Here is a 19,183-nt window from a genome sequence, read left to right as displayed (position 1 = left end):
TATAGGAAAAATTTCCGCGCAAAAATTCAACCTTCGTAACAATCCGCGTAACAAATTGTTTCTGCGAGTCTATTTGTTGTGTGCAAGCCACTCGCTGCGCAACAGTTCGACAAGCGCCCTGCCTTTACGTGCTTTTCTGCTCAGCCAGCCGGTCTCGAGTCCGGCGCCGGCCCGGGCCGACTGTTCGGCCAGGCGGTGCATGACCTGCTCGGCCGAGGTGAAGCCCGGCACGCCCGGCAGGACGTAGCGCGGATAGGCGAGCATGACGGCGTGGACCAGCGCATCGAGGCTGACCTTACGCTGCCGCTGGGGAAGCGCGAAATGGTCAATCGTCAGGCCCCAGCCGGCGTAGAACGGACCGCCGTAGCAGTGGACGATGCGGCCGTGAAGCAAGGCTTCGAAACCCGACAGCGAGGTCATCGTGTGCACTTCGTCGGCGGCCAGGATGCAGTCGATGATGTTCGCCTCGTTTACGCACTGGTCGGCCAGCCGCGCCAGCTCGTCCGGCGGCACGGCGCCGCGGCGGTTGCCGGCGACCACGTCCGGGTGCGCCTTGTACAGGATGCAGGCATCCGGATTGGCCGCGCGCACCGTGCGCAGCAGCTCGAGGTTGCTGCGCACGGCGGGCGAGCCGCGCATGATCGAGGCGTCGTCCTCGACCTGGCCCGGCACCAGCAGCACGCGGCGGCCTCGCGCGTCGATCTTCAGCGGTGTCGGCGTCAGGTTGTACTTACTCATGCGCATGGTTACGTAGGCCTGGCGGAACCGGGCGGCGCGCGCCAGCTCGCCGGCATCGAGTTCCTGCGTGGCCAGCATGCGCTCGAGCGCGCTGCCGGAGGCGGGATCGTAGTACATGCCGGACGTGTCGAGCACCAGCGAGACCGGGCGGAACAGGTCCGAGCCGAGACCGACCGAACGCAGGAAGCCGTCTTCCATGCGCCACAGCGGCACCTGGCGCGCGGCGGCCAGCGCGGTCAGGCGCGCCTCCTGCTGCACGCCCCACATCACGATGCGTGCATCCGGCACCAGCGTCTGGCGCTCCAGCGCGTCGACCGAACGGATGAAGCGCAGGCGGGTCGATGGTCCCTCCAGGAAGGGGCGCACGATGGCGCGCTTCCACATGCTCATGCCGACGCAGTACAGGGTGCCGCGCGTGAGGTCGTTGGCGTTCTTGTTCCGCGCCAGCCAGTCGATGACGTCGAAGATGTCGCCGGGCGCCCCCGTATCCGGGTTCACATAGCGGGCGTAGTGCAGGTAGGCGGCTTCGAACAGCTGTTCCAGCGTACGGGAGACATTGCGGCGCGCGCGCAGTTGCGGCATGCCGGCATGGCGGTCGTCCGTCAGGCCCCAGCCGGCGTACCAGGGCTGGCCGAAGCAGACCACGGGCTTGTGCAGCATCAGGGCCTCGAAGCCCATCTGGGACGTGACGACGTAGACCTTGTCGACCTGCTCCAGCAGGCCGATCGGCGAAACGTCGTCGGCCAGCAGGTGCAGGCGCAAGTCGGGATGGCGCGTCAGGTCGGCGGCCGGCAGGTAGCCCTGTTTCTTGCCGCTCAGAACGTCGGGATGGGTCTTGACCCAGATCTCGGCCTGCGGGTTCTCGGCCAGGGCGGCATCGAGCATGGCGGCGAAGCTGGCATGGTCGGCGCCGCCGAGGCGGACCGATACGTCGCCCATTGTCTGGTCGATCACCAGCACGCGCGCCACATGGGGGGCCGCCATCGCCGGCAAGCGCTTCTCGGGCGCGTGGTTGTATTTCGACAGGCGGTGGCGGCGGATCAGGTCGAGCGCACTCCGCGCCCTCTCCTGCAGGCCGGCGTCGGGCGCCAGGCTGGCGATCATCGCTTCCAGGCGGGATGGCTGGGTGGCGTCGTAGTAGATGCCGAGGTCGTCGACGACCAGCGACAGCGGGGCGGCGCCGGCGACGCCAAGGCCGACCGAGCGCAGGAAGCCATCTTCGAGGGCGAGGAATGGCAAGCCGTGGCGCCGCGCGAACACTCGCGCCCGCTCGGCGGTGGAACGCCGCCCCCAGCCAGCTACCGCCTTCAGGTCAGCGATGCCGCGCCAGGACAGCGCATGCTCCCGCCGCAAGGGCTCCCCGAGAAAACACGTCAGGTTGGGAATGTTCCAAATACCCGCAGAAAAAATTCCGATCACAATGCTACCCTTGCCACTGTCAATGCCTGCACCCTGTCCTGCGCGGCCCGCGCCAGCCGTTTGCGGCGCGCCACGTCCGCAACCAGCTCGACGATCGTATCGACCCAGAGCTGCGCATCATTCGGCAGGAGCACGCCATCCTCCCCGGGGCGAACGAACCCGCGATAAGGAGCGACGTCGGTATACACGCCGACCGCACCCATCCGGGAAAAATCGAAGAACTTGGTGGGTCCCCGCGCGGCGTTGAATGGACCGGGCAACAAGGGCGCGAGCGCAATATCATGCTGCACTGCCGCCGTGTACGCCTGGTAGTTCTGCCAGCTCATCGGATGAAGCACCGACACCCGCGGCAGATCGCGATACTGGCGGTTGGCCGCATGGTTGCCGAACACTTCAAAGCGGGCATTGTGCGCCTTCGCCAGCACCCGGTCGATGATATCGACCAACCAGGCGAGTTCCGCCTGGTGGGAAGCCGTGCCGTGGTAGCAGATCGACACGCTGTCCTGCAGGCTTTTCTGGCTATTGCCTGGAAGTGCAGGAAGCACCTGCGGATGCCAGGCACGGTACTTGTCCGCCAGGTAGGGGGACGAGACCAGGAACTCGTCGCAGTGCGCTTCGATGAATCCCCGTTGCCGGGTGGCGTGCGCATCAATCCTGCGCGCGTAATCCGACGGCAGGGCGGCGATCACCTCCCGGTCCATCAGGTCGTCGTCCATGAAGTAGACGATCCGGCCGCCGGCATGGCGGAAGCGTGCGAGCGGCCCGGTCCATTCCGGCGGAAGATAGCGCACGATGACCACGACGCGGCAAGCCGGATAGGGGATATCGGCCGGAGCCTGGGACCGGGTATCGATCAGCACCGCCGCCTTGCCCTGCGCCGCAAGCCATGGCTCGATGAAATAGCTGACCGATGCATTGCTGCCGTTCGTCAGCAACAGGTACTCGGCTGCCTGCAGATCCGGTACACCCTTGGTCCGGCCGCGCAACCATCCCTTGAGCTGGCGAATCCGCCGACTTCCCAGGTTCAGCACATCAGTTCACCCTTCTCTGCAGAATACAGCGCATCGAGTATCCAGCCCTTGTAGGCCACGTCTGGCTGACGGGAAATGTGTTCCTCGAGCGCAGCCCGTTCCTGTGCGGAGAATCCGCCGATCTTTTCCCGCACGACGTTGCGACTGTCGAGGTCGAACACCGCCGGACTCACGACGAAGCGGGCATTGGTCTGTGCGATGACGTAATCCGGGTTCTCGACCTCCAGCACTTCCGGATCGACCGAGGCCGCGGAATGCACCAGGACGATGCGCCTGAACACCAGGCTCAGCCAACGCACCATGTTGACCGAGAACGAGTCGCCGAAGAGCACGGCGCGTGCGTCGACCGGTGCCTCGGTATTTTCGTACGCGAGGATCTTTCCATGATTGGTGATCCCGTTGTCGAACACCAGCCGTGCCGGGGTTTGCCCGAAACCGGCCACGTACATCGGATAGCGTACCGGGGGGTTCAGCTTGCTGCCCAAGTCGCCGGTCCGCATCTCCAGGCGGTAGCGCACACTATCGTCGAGCTGCGTGTCGAGGCCGAGCGCCTGGCAGACCTGGCGCGCGGCGATCGACGCACCGTAATCCGTCCAGTGCGTATCGCTTTTCGGGTAGCTGAGTTCGCGATGGGCTTCGAACTCGTCCCATGCACACAGGATTTCGTGCTCGAAGCGGGCGAAGCGCTGCCGGAACTGGTCCACTGGCGTCGATTCGGCGCGCTGGAACGGGTAATACTCCGGAAAGAGGTATTCCTTTCCAGGGGCGACCATCAAGGTCCAGCGAAAGAACCTGTCCTCCTTCGTGCGCACCATGCTGGCAAAATACTGATCCCAACGTTCGAGGTTGCGCTCGGTGATAGGAAAATTTCCCTCGAACTGGTCGACGCTGCGATTCGAGTCGTTCGCAAGGAACAGATAACCCTTTTCGCCTTGCAGGACCTTGAGCACTTTCTTCAGCTTGATTGTGCGAATCCAGTGCGCCACGCCATCGACCTCGAATCCGAGCTGGACCGGGCTGGTGTCCATGCGGATCTGCAGATCGAATCCGCAGACGAGTTGCGGACACTCTTCGGGGTTGCCGCCGATGACGGTCCGGATGACATCAGGACGTGCCCGGTTCAGCGGCTCGCGCACGGTCGAACCCGGGCTCTTCAGCAACAGGACGACCTGGGCTGCTTCCTTCGTCAGCACCCAGCCCCGAATCCTGACCATTCCTGGCTTGTCCAGGGATTCGGTGCCTTTCGGGAGGTCGAGGTTCCACTTCGTGATCAGGCGCTCGAAGTCGCTGCACTTGAGTGGTTCTAGTTCAAATTGATAACTCATCCGAGTCGTTTCACGAATAAAAAATACGACACTTACATCTGCGGACCGGGCACGGCCGCAGCCGACAGCCAATCGGCGACGGCGGCGATACAGGTCAGATGGGGCAAGCCCCGATGCGAGCAATAGCTGGTCCAGTCGGCGAATTCGGTCCACTGGTGCAGAAACACGAAATCCAGTCCCGCACCATGGGCAGCCTGGTGATCGTAACGGCTGTCACCCAGGAACAGCGCCGGCCGCTCCAGGTTGCCCGCGTCGAGTTCACGCTGGAGGATGTCATCTTTGGTGGTCGGACTGCCGTAGATGCCCGCATCGAACAACTCGGCAAGTCCACGATTGGTCAGTACGCGCCGCAACTGCGCCTGGTCGCCGCCGGACACCACCATCCAGCGGCTGCCAGCCGTCGCCTTGCGCAACTCTGGCAAGCCGGGCGCCACCGCGCAGGTCAGCAGATTCTCCTCGACATACTCGCCGTAGGCGTCCGCCAGCGCCTGCACCTCCTCCGCACCAGCCGGAAGATGGAGGATATTGGCCAGCAAGTGCTCGAACTTGCGGTAACGCGAAATGCCGCCATGCTGCACGTGATACTGGACCAGCGCCTCGGCCGCTTCCGCCCCGAACCGTCCCGCGACCGCCCGGAAACCCTCAGTCTTGATGCGATTCGAATCGAGCAGGACGCCGTCGCAGTCGAAGACGAAGGTCGTATAGCGGACAATGCCTGCAGGCTGCCCCATCATGCGGTCTCCGCGCGTATCGCCGCTTCCGCCCGGATCACGTCTTCCGGGTGATCCACCGCGACCGAGCATTCGCTCATCGGAATCATCCGCACTTCCCTTCCCAGTTCCAGGAAGCGCAGGATCTCGATGTCCTCGATCGCCTCGAGCGGCGTCTTGGCGCCCAGTTCGGCGAACGCCAGCAGCGCGTCGCGCGGGAAGGCATAGGCGCACACCTGCCGCCAGCCCGCTTCGAAGCCGTTCTTCTTGTTGCACGGGACCGATCCGCGCGACATGTACAGAAGACGTCCGTCCGGCCGCATCACAACCTTCGGGATGCTCGTGCTGCGGAACTGCTCCTCGTCCCGGATGGCGCAGAAACCATTGATGACCTCGTCAGGATGCGCATGCACGGTGTCGACCAGCAGGCGCAGGTCGTCCGGGTTGAACACCGGTTCGTCGCCCTGAACGTTGATATACACGTCGGCCTCGACCTGCCGGGCCACCTCGGCGACACGATCGGTCCCCGTCTGGCACGACGACGACGTCATCACGACCTTGATGCCTTCCGCCTCGCACACCGCGCGGATCCGCTCGTCGTCGGTCGCGACGTAGACGAGGTCCGCGTCGACGGCCTTGATGCACTGGCGATAGGTACGCACGATCATCGGTACGCCGCACAGGCTGACCAGCGGCTTGCCCGGGAGACGCGAGGACTCGTACCGGGCTGGAATGACAACGACAAACTTCATGATAGTGACTTAAAGGGCGTAGACAGAGGTGGACGAAATCTTGAAGCGGGTTGGCGTCACCGACAGCAGTGGCAATGCACCCGAGCTCTTCTGGTAAGCAGCCAGCAGCTCTTCCACTTCCGCCATGCGCGGATCGTCGGCGGCATAACCGTCGAAGCCGGCCAGCAGGATGCGGCTTGCCTTCCCGCTCGTGGCCAGGGCGAGTGCATAGGCCACCACCAGCGACGAGGGCACGACGGCGAAGCGCTCATGGAATTCGAACACGCCTGGCTTGACCGACATGCCGAAGTCGCGCTGGTTCGGCGCGAACGGTGCATCGCCCAGCAGGTCGGTCAGGCGCGATGCCGGGACCACCACCGGTTGCGGCAGCGTGCGGTACACCTCACGGTCCGCCAGCAGGCGGAACGGGTGGCAGGCCGCGCGTACATCGATCAGGTCGGCATCGATGCCGGTCTGCGTATTGAGAGCGATGACGAACAGGTTCTTCTCGCGTGCGACGCGTTCCAGCGCAGCGCGATGGGCCGCGACGCCGGGGCCCGCGCCGATGATGAGCACGTCACGCGACTGGATGTCCTCCGCCGGCGCCCAGGTGCCGTCGAGTTCCCCGCCGTAGAGCTGGCGGCCGGCGTCCATCACCTTCGCGCTGAACTTCTTGCCACCGACCGTGCGCAGGTATTCGATGACGGACAGGATTTCCGCTTCACCATAACGCGGGTCGCTTTGCATCTCCTGGATATAGGTCGGGTGCAGGCCGTACTGTCCGGCGATGTAGTAATAAGGATTGGCACCCCAGCCGTAGTGCGCCTTCATCGGGCCGAAATGCTCGCGGATCAGCGCCAGCAGCGGGCTCATGTTCACCTTGGTGCCGCGCAGCTTCTCGAGTTCGATCACGACGTATTCCGTCTGGGCATTGCCCGGGCCACGGCCCATGCCGGTGACGGTACTGTCGACCCAGGTCACGCCTTCCTCGATCGCACGCAGGGTGTTCGCGATCGCCTTGCCCATGTTGTCATGGGTATGGATACCGAGCGCGCCTTTCCAGTGACGGCGCAGCGTGCGCACGATGTAGGCGGTCTGTGCGGGATCCATGCTGCCCAGGCTGTCGGCGAAATACAGGGCGTCGAGCGGATAGTCGTTTGCCAACAATGCCAGCTGCTCGATCTCGGCCTCGGTGCGGTCGGCGATCTGCATCAGGTTGATGCCCACGGTGTAGCCAACGCTCTTGAGCCATGCGCAAACAGGCAGGGTCTTCTCGATTTCATGGAAGTGACAAGCGAAGCGCACCAGCGTCACCGGCGATTCGGCGGCAGGAACGAACAGCAGCTTGGCAGCGTCGACGGGACCGGCAGGATGATTGACCAACTCCGCCGCATTCATCATGACGCCGATCTTCATTCCGGCCGGGATGTCCAGGCTGCGGATGAAGCTGTCGGTCGTGTACGCACAGGCGCCACGGAAGCCATTCGAGGTCTCGAACGAACGGAAGCCGAGCTCGACATAATCGACTGCCGCCGCAGCCATGGCGCGCAGGTAATCCCTGATCAGGTCCTGGGAGAAATCCCAGTTGTTGTAGTAGCCGCCATCGCGGAGGGTGCAGTCGATCAGTTTGATATCACTCATAATTCCTATACTCCTTCAATGGATCCGTTGCCAAAAATTTGCTAATTTCGGAGAAATACGTAGGGTATCGCTCCTGGATAATTCGCCGCGCCGCGATCTTTCGCGTATTTGCCGTATCGGCGAAGCTGACACCGCCAACGTGCCCGACATAGACGTCGGTCCCGCAGACATTCGTAAAGCCGGCCTGCCGCGCGCGCAGGCAAAAATCGACCTCCTCGCTGTAGCCGCGGCCGAAGGTGAGTTCGTCGAAATACCCCACCGACCGGATGCATGCGCGCTTGATGTACATGCAGAAGCCATGGCCGACCGGCACCTCGACGGTGTCCGGCCGGCGCTGGCCGAACAGCTCGTTGATGCGTTTCACTTCGGCAAGGCCGCCGGGCAGCTCGGCGCCTTGCGGATGATTCCTGCAACTGAAGATCGACGCGTTGTTCGACATCGGCGTGACGGTCGCGACATCGATCCCGCTGAATGCATGCGCCTGCAGTCTTTCGACCCACCCTTTCGCCACCAGGGTGTCGCTGTTCAGGACGATGACGTCCGCGTCGTCGGAGAACGCCATCCCGCGGTTCGCGGTTCCCGGATAACCGAGGTTGATCTCATTGTGCAGAACGACGACATCCGGCCGGTCCGCATACGAATCGACCACTTCGACGACATCCGGGAACGGGCTCTTGTCGCTGACGATGATCAACCTGAATGGGATGCTCTGCTTCGACGCCAGTACGCTGTCGATACATTCTTTGGTGACCGTCGCATCGCCATATACCGGGATCACCACGTCGACCGGATGGTGGTAAGGCAGGAGCGCCTCCCGCGACGGGCGCTGGTACGCTTCCTGGTAATAGACGCTCTTGCGCGGGTTATCGCTTGCGCGCAAGGCGCTGCCGATATCGCTGTAATGCCTGTGTTCCAGCGGCGCATAGGCGGCGATGCGCTTCACCAGGAAAGCACTGAAGTCGGCGATCCGGAAGTTCGTCGGAACGTCCGCGTCGATGCCGACCAGTTGCTCGTCGAACAGGTATTCAAGATAGACCGCCGCCTTGTCATTCATCGCCCCGAAGTTCTCGCGGATGAGTGCGGAGCGCAGCATCACGGGCAGATCGGTCGGCGAATGGCATTCGTAGGTCAGGCCTTTCATGCTCAGGTCAGACAGGCCGAGCGAAACGATCGGCGTGGACTCGACCAGTGCGCGCGCCAGCGCCGTCGTGGACATCGCCACGCAGGCATCCACCAGGCCGATCAGCTTGTTGATATCCCAGTCTTTCGCCAGGATGACGCTGTCGGACTGCTCGCGCTGGTAGTCGTGCCTGTCGGACGGATGCGGCTTGATGATCAGGACCGCCGTCGGGTCGATCGCTTCGATCGCCTTCCGGGTGGCGCGGAATGCCTCGAGTGACGAGTTGTACAGCAGTGCGTGCCGCTCCGCGATATCGCCGTAGGCGTAGGCGCTGCCCGAACCCAGGTCATTGACGCCGATGAAGAGGACGATCCTGCGGCCAGCGTTCCGATAGCCGTCGAGGACCGTCTCGATGTCCTGGTACTGGTTGCTCTTCGCGTAAGCCACTTCGTTGCAATTGCGTACCCAATCGATGCAGGCAGCGGCACGGACGGCCGTCTGCTCGCCCGGCGCCAGTTGGGACGCGTGCGGCTTGAGGTTGACGCCGCCGTAGGCGAACTGTCCCAGCAGGTCGACCGAGAAGCAGCGCGCAAAATGTCCACGCTCCAGGACCAGCGTCGGGATCGAGAGCTCCTGGCAGAGGCGCAGGTGAAGTTTGCTCAGCGGCGCGGTGCTTCCCCAGACCAGCATGAATTCGGGCCGCGACTGCTCCAGCACCGACTTCCAGTATGCGTAGGCCTTGCGTACGGTGCGCGCCAGGGCAGCCGGATGGCGCTTCTCATCCGGTGCGCCGGCGGTTTCCAGCCAGCGCAACTCGATCGCGGCGATTTCGGCAAGCCACGACGGGAAGCATGCCGGCAGCTCCGGTCCGGTCACGTCGCAATCGCTCAACAGGAAGCTCGACGCAAGGACACTCAGCTGGGGATTCTGGATCAGGGGTCGCGCATTCGTCACGAAGATCGGATTCACGCCCTGCTGGCGCAGGCGCTCCGCGAGTTCCGCCAGCCCGTCGTGCAGCGATTCCTTGTTCTTGAGCCAGCACGAAATGAAGACCCGTACCCCGCGATCCTTTTGCGGGTGCGCCGCGGCAGCGAAGGTGTCGCGCTGCGCGTCGCGGCCGAAACGCAGGTAATGCACCAGCGGGTTGAGCGTCGACGTCGCCACGTCGGGGTAATACCGGAGATAGCGCTTGCCGTCGAATTCCGCCGAGGGCTCGTAGCCGAAGTCTTCGCCGAACCGCAGGTAGTGAAGCGCCGGATCTCCCTCGCTCCAGTGGTCCGCCTTCATCTGCGCCAGATAGAAGGCGCGATCGAACAGGGGACTGTCGGCAAGCAGGGCCAGATCGGCGGCCATCCGCTGTTCCTGCACCAGGGTGCGCTCGAGGCTCTTGCGGTACGGATTGCCGGCCGAATCGATGATTTCAAGGAACACCGTCTCGTCACCGAGGGTGGCCGCATGCACGACGGCGGTCTGCATCCGGGCCAGGCGCGGCAGCAGGCCGACGATCGCGTCGAATCCGCTTCCGGCCTGCTCGCCCGCGCCATCGGCGGCGTCCGCCTGTTCCTGCTGGAGGGCGTCCGGCAAGACCGCGAACATGTCGAGGCGCGCCCAGAACATGCCGCCGGCGAACGAACTCCACTCCGCATCGCATGGCGAGGCATGCGCACTTCCGGAGAGCGCGCGGACGAGCGCGGACTCGCGCAGCGATCGCGGCAGGCTCGCCGGCTTGTAGAAGACGGCCGGGCCCACCAGGCCCAGGTTCGCATTGGTCTCGAATGCCTCCAGGATGCGGCGGGTGCCGCCTGCATTTCCCAGCAATTGCGAGAGGCTGCGCTTGAACCACAACTGGCGCAGCTTGGGGGTCAGCCAGCCGGCATCTCCCAGGCCCTGCGAAGACGCAAGGAAGCACACCAGCTGGATGCCGTCCGCGCGCATCTGGCGCAAGGCCCGGATCGGCGCCTGATCTCCGCTGCCGGCTTCCGGCAACAGAACCAGCTCGACAGGAGAAAAGTGGCGTCCGATCGTCCGCTTGAGCTCATCCAGGTTGTCGGCGCCGGCGCTGACGTACAACGCATACTTCGAAGCCAGGCGCGCCAGCGCGGCACGCACGTCGGCCATGTCGTTCCTGATCGCGGCTGCCGGCAGGTACACGCCCACGCGCAGCGACGCACCGGCGCCCGCCGGGCGGGCTTTCGCAGGCTGCTTCCTGACCGCCACCGGCGCAGCCGGCTTGGCCGCCACCGTTGCGGCAGGCTTGACCGCCACCGGCGCGGCGGGCTTGGCCGCCACCGCACCAGTCGGCACCAAGGCCTCCTTGAGCAGGGCGATGTCGGTCACGCCGGCCTTGCCGGGCGCTTGCGCCAGGCGTTGTTCCTTCTGCCCGAATGCAATGAAATGGACGAGAGGATTGATCTGCGCCTGCGCGACGTCCGGATACGACCGCAAATAAAAGGCGGTATCGAATTTCGGGCCCGGATTCCTGAGCAGCTTCGCGCCGATCCGTAGGTAGTGGGCCACCGGATCCATGCCGAGGCGGACGACGTCCGGATACTGGGCCAGGTACCAGGGACGATCGAACAGTCCCGAGCCACCAATCAGTTCAATGTGTTGTTGTAGGTCTTCCATACAGTTCAATCGTCCACGCAGCGAATGTTTCGGCCTTCCTTGCATCCATGCTTCAAGTAGTGAAGCAGCGGATTCATTTTTGACTCCGACACGTCCGGATACTCGCTCAAGTAAGCGCGCGCATCGAAGAGCGGTCCGGGATCGCGTCCTTCCGCCGAGCCGAACTTCAGGTAATGGACGAGTGGATCGAATTTGCTGTCCCTGACATCCGGGTATCTGTCGAGATACCAGTCAGGATCGAACAGCCCCGAGCAGCGCACCAGTCCGGTGAGCCGCGACAGCTTTCTTTCGGCCTTCATGGCCGTCTTCGCCTTCGGATTCAGGGGGAGGAATGCAGCGATCCTGAACGGCTTGTCCTCGTCACGCTGCGCTTCCTGAACCTGCGCCTGCATCGTGTGGCGCACCACGTGCTGGAGCGCCGCTTCCCTGCGCGCCAGCGAAGCGTAGGAGGCGTCCAGCGTCGCCACCTGCGCCTCGTTCCTGGAGCGCTCGGCCGCGATTCGCTGCTCGAGCTCGCGGCGCACCGCCTCGCCCTTGCGCTGCGATTCCTGCTCGGTCTCGATGAGCTGTCGCTTGAGCCCTTCGATCTCCTGCTCCCGCGAGTCCATCGCGGTCGTCGCGGACTCCAGCATCCTGGTCAGCTCGGCCAGCTCGAAGAAGCGCTCGTCGATCGCACGCTTCGAGCGCTCGATCTCGTCCTGGAGCTCGCGCTTCTCGCCGCCCAGCTTCTTGATCTCGCCTTCCTGCAAGGCGATCGTGGCGCGCCGCTCCTTGTCGCCCGCGGCGACGCGTCGCAAGGTTCGCAGCTCCTCGTCGGCTGTGGCCAGCTTCTTGTTCAGCAAAGCGACCTGCCGGTCGGCCGTTTCCTGCCGCTCGTCCAGCGTCTGCGCCAGCTCCGCAAGCTGTTTGTCCCTGGCGCTCACGGTGTCGCCCAGGCTCGCGACCGTGCCTTCGAGTTCGCTCCGGTGACGCTCCAGCATGCCGAGCTGTTCGGCTTTCTCGCCGAGTGCGGTATCCAGACCGGTCAGCTGCGAGTCGCGGTCGCGCAGGGCCGCCTGCAAAGCATCGCGCTGATCCGCCAGCACGGTCTCCTGCCGGCGACGCTCGTCGAGCATGCGTTCCATCTCGCCCAGTTTCGCATCGCGATCGCGCAGGTCCGCCTGCACGGCGTCGCGTTGCTCCTCCAGCACGGTTTCCTGCCGGCGACGCTCGTCGAGCATGCGCTCCATCTCGCCCAGCTTCGCATCGCGTTCGCGCAGGCCCGCCTGCAGGGCGTCGCGCTGCTCCTCCAGCACGGTTTCCTGCCGGCGACGCTCGTCGAGCATGCGCTCCATCTCGCCCAGCTTCGCATCGCGTTCGCGCAGGCCCGCCTGCAGGGCGTCGCGCTGCTCCTCCAGCACGGTTTCCTGCCGGCGACGCTCGTCGAGCATGCGCTCCATCTCGCCCAGCTTCGCATCGCGTTCGCGCAGGCCCGCCTGCAGGGCGTCGCGCTGCTCCTCCAGCACGGTTTCCTGCCGGCGACGCTCGTCGAGCATGCGCTCCATCTCGCCCAGCTTCGCATCGCGTTCGCGCAGGCCCGCCTGCAGGGCGTCGCGCTGCTCCTCCAGCACGGTTTCCTGCCGGCGACGCTCGTCGAGCATGCGTTCCATGTCGCCCAGCTTCGCATCGCGATCGCGCAGGTCCGCCTGAAAGGCGTCGCGCTGCTCCTCCAGCACGGTTTCCTGCCGGCGACGCTCGTCGAGCATGCGTTCCATGTCGCCCAGCTTCGCATCGCGATCACGCAGGTCGGCCTGCAAGGCGTCGCGCTGCTCCGCCAGCACGGTTTCCTGCCGGCGACGCTCGTCGAGCATGCGTTCCATGTCGCCCAGCTTCGCATCGCGATCACGCAGGTCGGCCTGCAAGGCGTCGCGCTGCTCCGCCAGCACGGTTTCCTGCCGGCGACGCTCGTCGAGCATGCGTTCCATGTCGCCCAGCTTCGCATCGCGATCACGCAGGTCGGCCTGCAAGGCGTCGCGCTGCTCCGCCAGCACGCTTTCCTGCCGGCGACGCTCGTCGAGCATGTGCGCCATCTCGCCGAGCTTCGCATCGCGCTCGCGCAGATCCGCCTGCAGGGTCTCGACCTGCTTGGCGAGAGCGCGTTGCCGCGCCTGGGCCGTGTCGAGCTGCTGCTTGTGCTGCGCGACATCGGCCTCCGCCGACGTCAACTGGTCGCGCAATTGGACTTCGCGCTGCCGCAGCACGGCAATCTGGGCGTTCTGCTGCTTCAGTTCCTGGATGCGCGCGTCGCGCTCCTTGACCAGTTGCGCAAAGGTCTGCACCTGTTGCTGGCTAGCCTGGTTCAGTTCGACGAGGCGCACGGCTTCCGTAGCGCTGCGGTCACGTTCGGCGGCGAGGTCCCGCATTGCCGCCTGCAAGCGGCCGAGATCCTCCTTCTGCTCGTTGTACAGGCTCTGGAACAGCGATGCCCGTTCACGCAACTGTCCCCGCTCGGCCGTATGCCGCTCGCTTGCCTCCGACAGGCCGGTTTCCGCCTGGGCCAGCGCCTTCGATCGGGACTGGAGATCGCCCTTGTTTTTTTCCAGGAGGCCTTTGAGTTCCTCGGTCCGCTCACGCAATTTCTTCACTTCCGCGAAGAACTTGTCTGCCCGCTCCAGCTGATCGACCGCCGTGAACGCATCCGCGCATGCGCGCCCCATGCGCGAAAACAATTCCTGGATTTCCGGCTTGTCTGCCGCGTCATCGTTCGCACGGTAGAGGCGCGCCAGCCTGTCGCACTGCCGACTGCCGACGCCGACGATTCCCAAGCCATGGCCATGCAGGAATTCGAAGGTCGGATAGGTTTTTTGAAGCTGTTCGAACAGGCGGTAGACACCGAAGTCGCGTTCGCGGACATTGGAGTCGTGCATGATCACCACCGCGCGCTCGGAGAGCTTGGGCAGCCAGTTCTCGAAGTCGTGGCGTACTTCTTCGTAGGTGTGGAAGCCGTCGATATGCAGCAGGTCGATGCTCCCGTCGCGGAAATGTTCCAGCGCATCGTCGAAGGTCGTACGCACCAGCCTGGAGAATCCCGAATACTGCGTGTCGTTGTACTGCTTTACCTTCGTATAAACCTGTTCTTCGTAGAAGCCGGCATGCTCGTCGCCTTTCCAGGTATCGACGGCGAAGCACTGGGTGTCCAGGGACAGGCGCTCCACCGCCTGGCAGAACGCGAAGTACGACGCGCCATAGTAGGAGCCCAGTTCGACGACGACCTTGGGCTTGAGCGTGGCCATCAGCCAGAATGCGAACGGAATGTGCTCCAGCCAGGACGATTGCGCGAGATACTTGGGACGCCACAGCAAAGGGCTGGCAGTACCTTGTTCGACAAGCTCGGCTGTCGTCAATGGGATAGCCCCCGGATTGTTTTTGTCGATTGTATTCATGGGTTACCGTTAATAGTCCGAGAATTGAGAAGGCCCGGCATGTTCAGTTCGCGCCGAGGCGCACGCAACTGCCGCCGTCGAGCAGCGCTTTGACCTGGGTCGCGATCACCTGATGGCCGGCCTCGTTCGGGTGGACGCCGTCACCGGCGTCGTAGCCCGGCGCCAGCTTCCCGTCGGGTCCGGCGAGCAGCGCGCGCACCTGGACGAAACAGGGGCCGACCCGTGCGGCGAGTTGCTCGTCAATGGACTGGAGCTGGGCCAGTTGGGCGGCGTTCAGCGCCCTTGGCTGGGTCGAGAGCAGCACGACTGGCACCGCCTTGGCCAGGGCCTGCGAACGGATCGACAGCAGGTTCGACACCGTCTCCTCGGTGCTGTAGCCCAGCGCGGTATCGTTGGTGGGATACGACACGATCAACAATACCGGCTTGTGCGCCAGGGCCGCGTCCACGTTGGCGGCGGGATCGACAGCCGGCCGGCCGCGGACCGGAGCGGCTGAAGAGCTCACGCCGTGATAGGTCGTGCTCCCTCCAACCGCGATATTGACCAGCTTTGCACGGTCCGCGAATGCGCCTTGCACCAGCCCGGTCCAGGTCTTGCCGGCGGACGCGCCCGCCCCAGCGGCGGTGGACGATCCCATGACGACCCAGAACCCGGCCGGCACCGCAGGAATGCTTGCGGACGGTGGTGCCGGCGGCGTCGCGCTTGTCGCTCCGTTGCCCCCTCCGCCACACCCGGCCAGGCCGGCGGCGAGCGAGACCGCGAATGCGATCGCACAGCTTCTGTCAGCGATTCGGCTCGCCGCTTGCTTATACGTTTTCTTCATCTTTTAGCATGTGCAAATAAAGCAGGTTGCGGGCGTCGTCGACACCGTCCCGGGCGCGCGCCAGGGTTTTCTCGCGCAAGGCCTGGTCCGCGTTCTTCAATTTCTTCCTGATGGCGCCGGTGACATCGAAGCTTGTGTCCGGCGCTTCGATCATGAAGCGCGCCGTGGTCTGCATGATCAGGAAATCGGGCCGCTCATGGCGCACGATGTCGACGTCGACATTGCCTGCGCTGTGCACGAACACAATCCGCCTGAACAGGCGCCTCAGGTACTTCAACATCGGGTAGGACGATGAAGCGCCAAACAGCAGCAGGCTTCCCCATTGCGCGCCAGCGCAATCGAACACCAGCACGCGGCCGATGTTCGGCAAGTGGTTGTCGAACACCGCTTCCCTGGCTGCCGGAGGCGCCTGAAGAAATTCAGTAGGTTCGGACACCGGCGGTACGAGCTTGATACCGAGGTCACCTGCGAACTGGCTTGTGTAGTAGACGTCATCCGACCAGCATCGACGCGCAATATCCGCGTCAAGGCCAAGTAGCGTGATCAACCCGAGCGCAGCGTGCATGGCCCCACGCTCGGTCCAGTGCGTATCGGTCTTGATAAAACATTCCGTCCTGTCGGCACGTGCACGCAGCAACGCGACGGTGTCGAGCACCTTGTGTTCCGGACGGCTCAGGCCCAGCACCTGTTCGTGTACCGTCAGCGCGCCTTTCACGTGCGGGTAGTGTTCCGACAGTACCTGCTCCTTGGAAGCCGCAATCAACAGCGCATGGCGCGCCGCCACGCCGGCGGCAAGCGATACGCAGGCATCGAGGTAGGTCTGCCAATGTCCCAGCCCTTCGGCCTCCAGCAACAGGCGCCCGGTGTACTGGTCGACGCTGCGATTGGTGTCATTATCCAGGAACAGCCAGCCGCCGGTACCACGAATAACCTGCGTTTCCGCCTGCTTATTCTCGGTATTCACGACTGGCTCACTTTCTGTCAACTGCACCTCGCACAGCCAGACCGTTTCGTCGCCCTGTCTGACGCCCAGGGTAAAGGATTGGGGAATTTCCTTCAGATATGCCATGAAACCGCAGCGCAGTTGCGCATGGCCGGCTGGCGCGTCACCCAGCACCCGCTGGATCACGTCCGGACGCCCGTTGTTGAAAGGGATGTCCTGGAGCCGCTCGCCCTCTTTGGAGCGGGTACGCACGACCAGCCCCATGCAAACGGAGCCTTGATGGCCAAGCGCCCAGCCCTGCAGGTACAAACCGCGCTCGCTGACGCGCGCGGCCGCGTCGGCCTGGGGAAAGTCCAGGGCCCAGGCATGCAACGCGGTGGTCGCAAACTTGCGAATCGATGCGAACTGCGTCATCTCAGGTCTCGGTCTCCACTTCCAGCGAATAGTCTTCGCGCTGGAGCGTCAGGTTCGGGTTGTAATACGGGTCGCGCGCCAGGACGTCAGGCCAGCGCGCCTGCATCACGGCAACCTCACGCTGGAAACGTGCGCGCTTTTCGGGCGCCTCGTCAGTGCCGCGGCTGACGGATTCGTGGTGGTACAGCTCCGCGAACGGTGTCCACAGGTTGCGGTAGCCAGCCTTCATTACTTTTAGGCACAAGTCGACATCATTAAAGGCGACGTGCAACTCGACCTCGTCCAGGCCGCCGACCTGCTCGAATACCTCACGGCGCAGCAGCAGGACTGCCGCGGTGACCGCACTCGTGTTATGGACGATGCGCATGCGCGAGAAGTAGCCGTCCGCGTCCCGGGGCTGGTACTTGTGCGAATGTCCGGCCACGCCGCCAATGCCGCAGATTACGCCACCATGCTGGATCGTGTCGTTCGGGTAGTACAACTTGGCGCCGACGCAGCCGATCTCCGCACGCACGGCATGACTCACCATCTCGGTCAGCCACTCCGCACCGATTACCTCAATGTCGTTGTTGACGAGGCCGATGATGCTGCCACGCGCGTGTTGAGCAGCGAAGTTGTTAATCGCAGCATAATTGAACGGCAAGTCATAGCGCAGCACGCGTGCTTTGCCGGCCGCGTCGAGTTCGGCCATGTAGGCCAAGGTGCTCGGACAGGTGCTACCGTTGTCGACGATCAGAATTTCGTAGTTGCCGTAGCTGGTATACTGCAAGATCGAGTCGACGCAGGTCTTGAGCAGGTCATGACAATCGCGCGTGGGTATGATCAGGCTGACCTGCGGTGCCTGCTCCGGGATCGCCCAGTGCTGGCGATACAAGCCCGGCGCAATGACGCTGACTGTCACTGGTTGATTTCCGCTGTCAAAGTGGTCTTGCAGCGCGCGACGCGCGGCTTCGGTCGTGTACGATTTCTGCTCCTGTCCGCTGGCCGTTGAGCCTTCGGCCATGCGCCAGTGATACAACACCTGCGGAATATGGACGATATCGCGGCAATCCTTGATCCGCGCCACGCATCGCAGCGCCAGGTCATAGTCCTGACTGCCTTCATAGCCAGCGCGGAAGCCGCCGATCGCTTCGACCAGTTCGCGGCGGTACACGCCGAGGTGCGAAAAGTAGTTCTGCGAATACAGCAGGTCGGGCGCGAAGTCCGGCTTGAAGTACGGACTGCAGCGTCTGCCCTCCTTGTCCAGCTTGTCCTCGTCCGAGTACAGCAGTTGCGCGGTCGGCCGGTCCTGTAAGGCCTGCGCCACGGTGAACAGCGCGTGCGATGGCAGCACATCGTCATGGTCGAGCAAGGCAACGAACTCGCCGCTCGCCAGCGCCAGGGCGCTGTTGCTGGCCTCCACGATGTGCCCATTGCTGGTCCGAAAATCGACCTTGATGCGCGTGTCGCGCCGCATGTACTCCGTCAGGATCTCGCGCACGTGCGGCTTGGTCGAGGCGTCGTCAGCAATGCACAGTTCCCAGTGCGGATATCCCTGCGCCAGCACGCTGTCCAAGCAGGCGCGCAGCATCGCAGCGTCGGTGTCATAGGTCGGCACCACGACCGACAGGGTCGGCGTCCAGGTCCAGCCAGAGATCGCAGCATGCTGCGCGGCACGGCCGGGCACCCGCGAACGTTCGCGGTGCGCGATCCAGTCCTCATACGGCACCAGCTCGGAACCGGCTTCGAACAGCTTGCAGTAGTCCGCCCACAGCTCGGCATCGGCCAGCGCCGTCCCGGCTGCCGCGGCACGGTGCGCGTACAGCGGGTGGTTCGTCGCCAGCTTCTCGTTCATGCGCTTGCGCGCAAACCCTGCCCTCACCTTCACCAGGCGGAAGTGCTGTACATCGATGCGTCCTGGTGCCGACAATGGATCGAAGCGCAGCCGCGCCGCGGCCGGCAGATGGATCAATCGCTTGCTCATGCGCTCGGTGCGCACCCGCATCGGCAGGGCCAGCGCTTCCGACTCGCCGGCACCGGTGTCCAGATAGATCTTGGCGTCCGCCCAGGCCGACGGCAGGCGCAGCTTCATCTCGACCATGTACCAGCCGGCCGACACCGTATGCGCCAGCCGAAAATGCGGATCCGAGCCGTACGAGTCGAACGCACGGCTGCCGCCGGCCGGACGCAGTTGGTGCGCAGGAAGCCAGTCGCCGAGGCCGTACACGGGCCAGGCCTTGCGTAAGAGAGGAAGCGCATGGC

The 19,183-nt window shown here is 64.1% G+C and carries 11 protein-coding genes; all 11 read right to left on the bottom strand.

The window, feature by feature from the left end:
- Positions 1 to 69 precede the first annotated feature (69 nt).
- A complete protein-coding gene (locus H162_RS0117395) occupies positions 70 to 2,091 on the bottom strand; it encodes a capsule polysaccharide biogenesis protein (protein ID WP_229452122.1) in 2,022 nt (673 codons plus the stop codon).
- 62 nt (positions 2,092 to 2,153) lie between these two features.
- Complete coding sequence (locus H162_RS0117390) at positions 2,154 to 3,188, bottom strand: glycosyltransferase (RefSeq protein WP_026354777.1); 1,035 nt, start codon at positions 3,186 to 3,188, stop codon at positions 2,154 to 2,156.
- Positions 3,182 to 4,513, bottom strand: a complete 1,332-nt coding sequence (locus tag H162_RS0117385; protein WP_020654765.1) for an alginate O-acetyltransferase AlgX-related protein — start codon at positions 4,511 to 4,513, stop codon at positions 3,182 to 3,184. The genes H162_RS0117390 and H162_RS0117385 overlap by 7 nt, the downstream gene beginning before the upstream one ends.
- Positions 4,514 to 4,545: 32 nt before the next feature.
- The gene (locus H162_RS0117380; protein ID WP_020654764.1) at positions 4,546 to 5,247 is read right to left on the bottom strand and encodes an HAD family hydrolase; all 702 of its coding nucleotides are present in this window, start codon (positions 5,245 to 5,247) and stop codon (positions 4,546 to 4,548) included.
- Entirely contained in the window at positions 5,244 to 5,975 is a 732-nt protein-coding gene (locus H162_RS0117375; protein WP_026354775.1) for a 3-deoxy-manno-octulosonate cytidylyltransferase, read from the bottom strand. The genes H162_RS0117380 and H162_RS0117375 overlap by 4 nt, the downstream gene beginning before the upstream one ends.
- Before the next feature lie 9 nt (positions 5,976 to 5,984).
- Positions 5,985 to 7,595 (bottom strand): aldolase catalytic domain-containing protein, encoded by a 1,611-nt coding sequence (locus H162_RS0117370; RefSeq protein ID WP_020654762.1) that lies wholly within the window; start codon positions 7,593 to 7,595, stop codon positions 5,985 to 5,987.
- Positions 7,588 to 11,385: a glycosyltransferase gene (locus H162_RS0117365; protein WP_156885668.1), complete on the bottom strand. Its 3,798-nt coding sequence runs from the start codon at positions 11,383 to 11,385 to the stop codon at positions 7,588 to 7,590. Before H162_RS0117365 ends, H162_RS0117370 begins: the two co-directional genes overlap by 8 nt.
- Positions 11,346 to 14,762, bottom strand: coding sequence for a class I SAM-dependent methyltransferase (locus H162_RS34995; RefSeq protein WP_211223715.1), 3,417 nt, complete (start codon positions 14,760 to 14,762; stop codon positions 11,346 to 11,348). Before H162_RS34995 ends, H162_RS0117365 begins: the two co-directional genes overlap by 40 nt.
- A 43-nt stretch (positions 14,763 to 14,805) precedes the next feature.
- On the bottom strand, positions 14,806 to 15,399 hold the full coding sequence (locus tag H162_RS0117355) for an SGNH/GDSL hydrolase family protein (RefSeq protein ID WP_229452124.1): 594 nt from the start codon (positions 15,397 to 15,399) through the stop codon (positions 14,806 to 14,808).
- A gap of 169 nt (positions 15,400 to 15,568) precedes the next feature.
- Positions 15,569 to 16,942: an alginate O-acetyltransferase AlgX-related protein gene (locus H162_RS31145; protein WP_020654758.1), complete on the bottom strand. Its 1,374-nt coding sequence runs from the start codon at positions 16,940 to 16,942 to the stop codon at positions 15,569 to 15,571.
- A 1-nt stretch (position 16,943) separates the two neighbouring features.
- Positions 16,944 to 19,148 carry a glycosyltransferase family 2 protein gene (locus H162_RS0117345; RefSeq protein WP_020654757.1) on the bottom strand — a complete coding sequence of 735 codons (2,205 nt, stop codon included), beginning with the start codon at positions 19,146 to 19,148 and terminating at the stop codon, positions 16,944 to 16,946.
- Positions 19,149 to 19,183: the final 35 nt, after the last annotated feature.

The organism is Massilia niastensis DSM 21313 (assembly GCF_000382345.1).
Lineage (GTDB): Bacteria > Pseudomonadota > Gammaproteobacteria > Burkholderiales > Burkholderiaceae_D > Telluria > Telluria niastensis.
The sequence above is the reverse complement of the archived record's forward strand: the minus strand, read 5'-3'. Positions and strand labels throughout refer to the sequence as shown.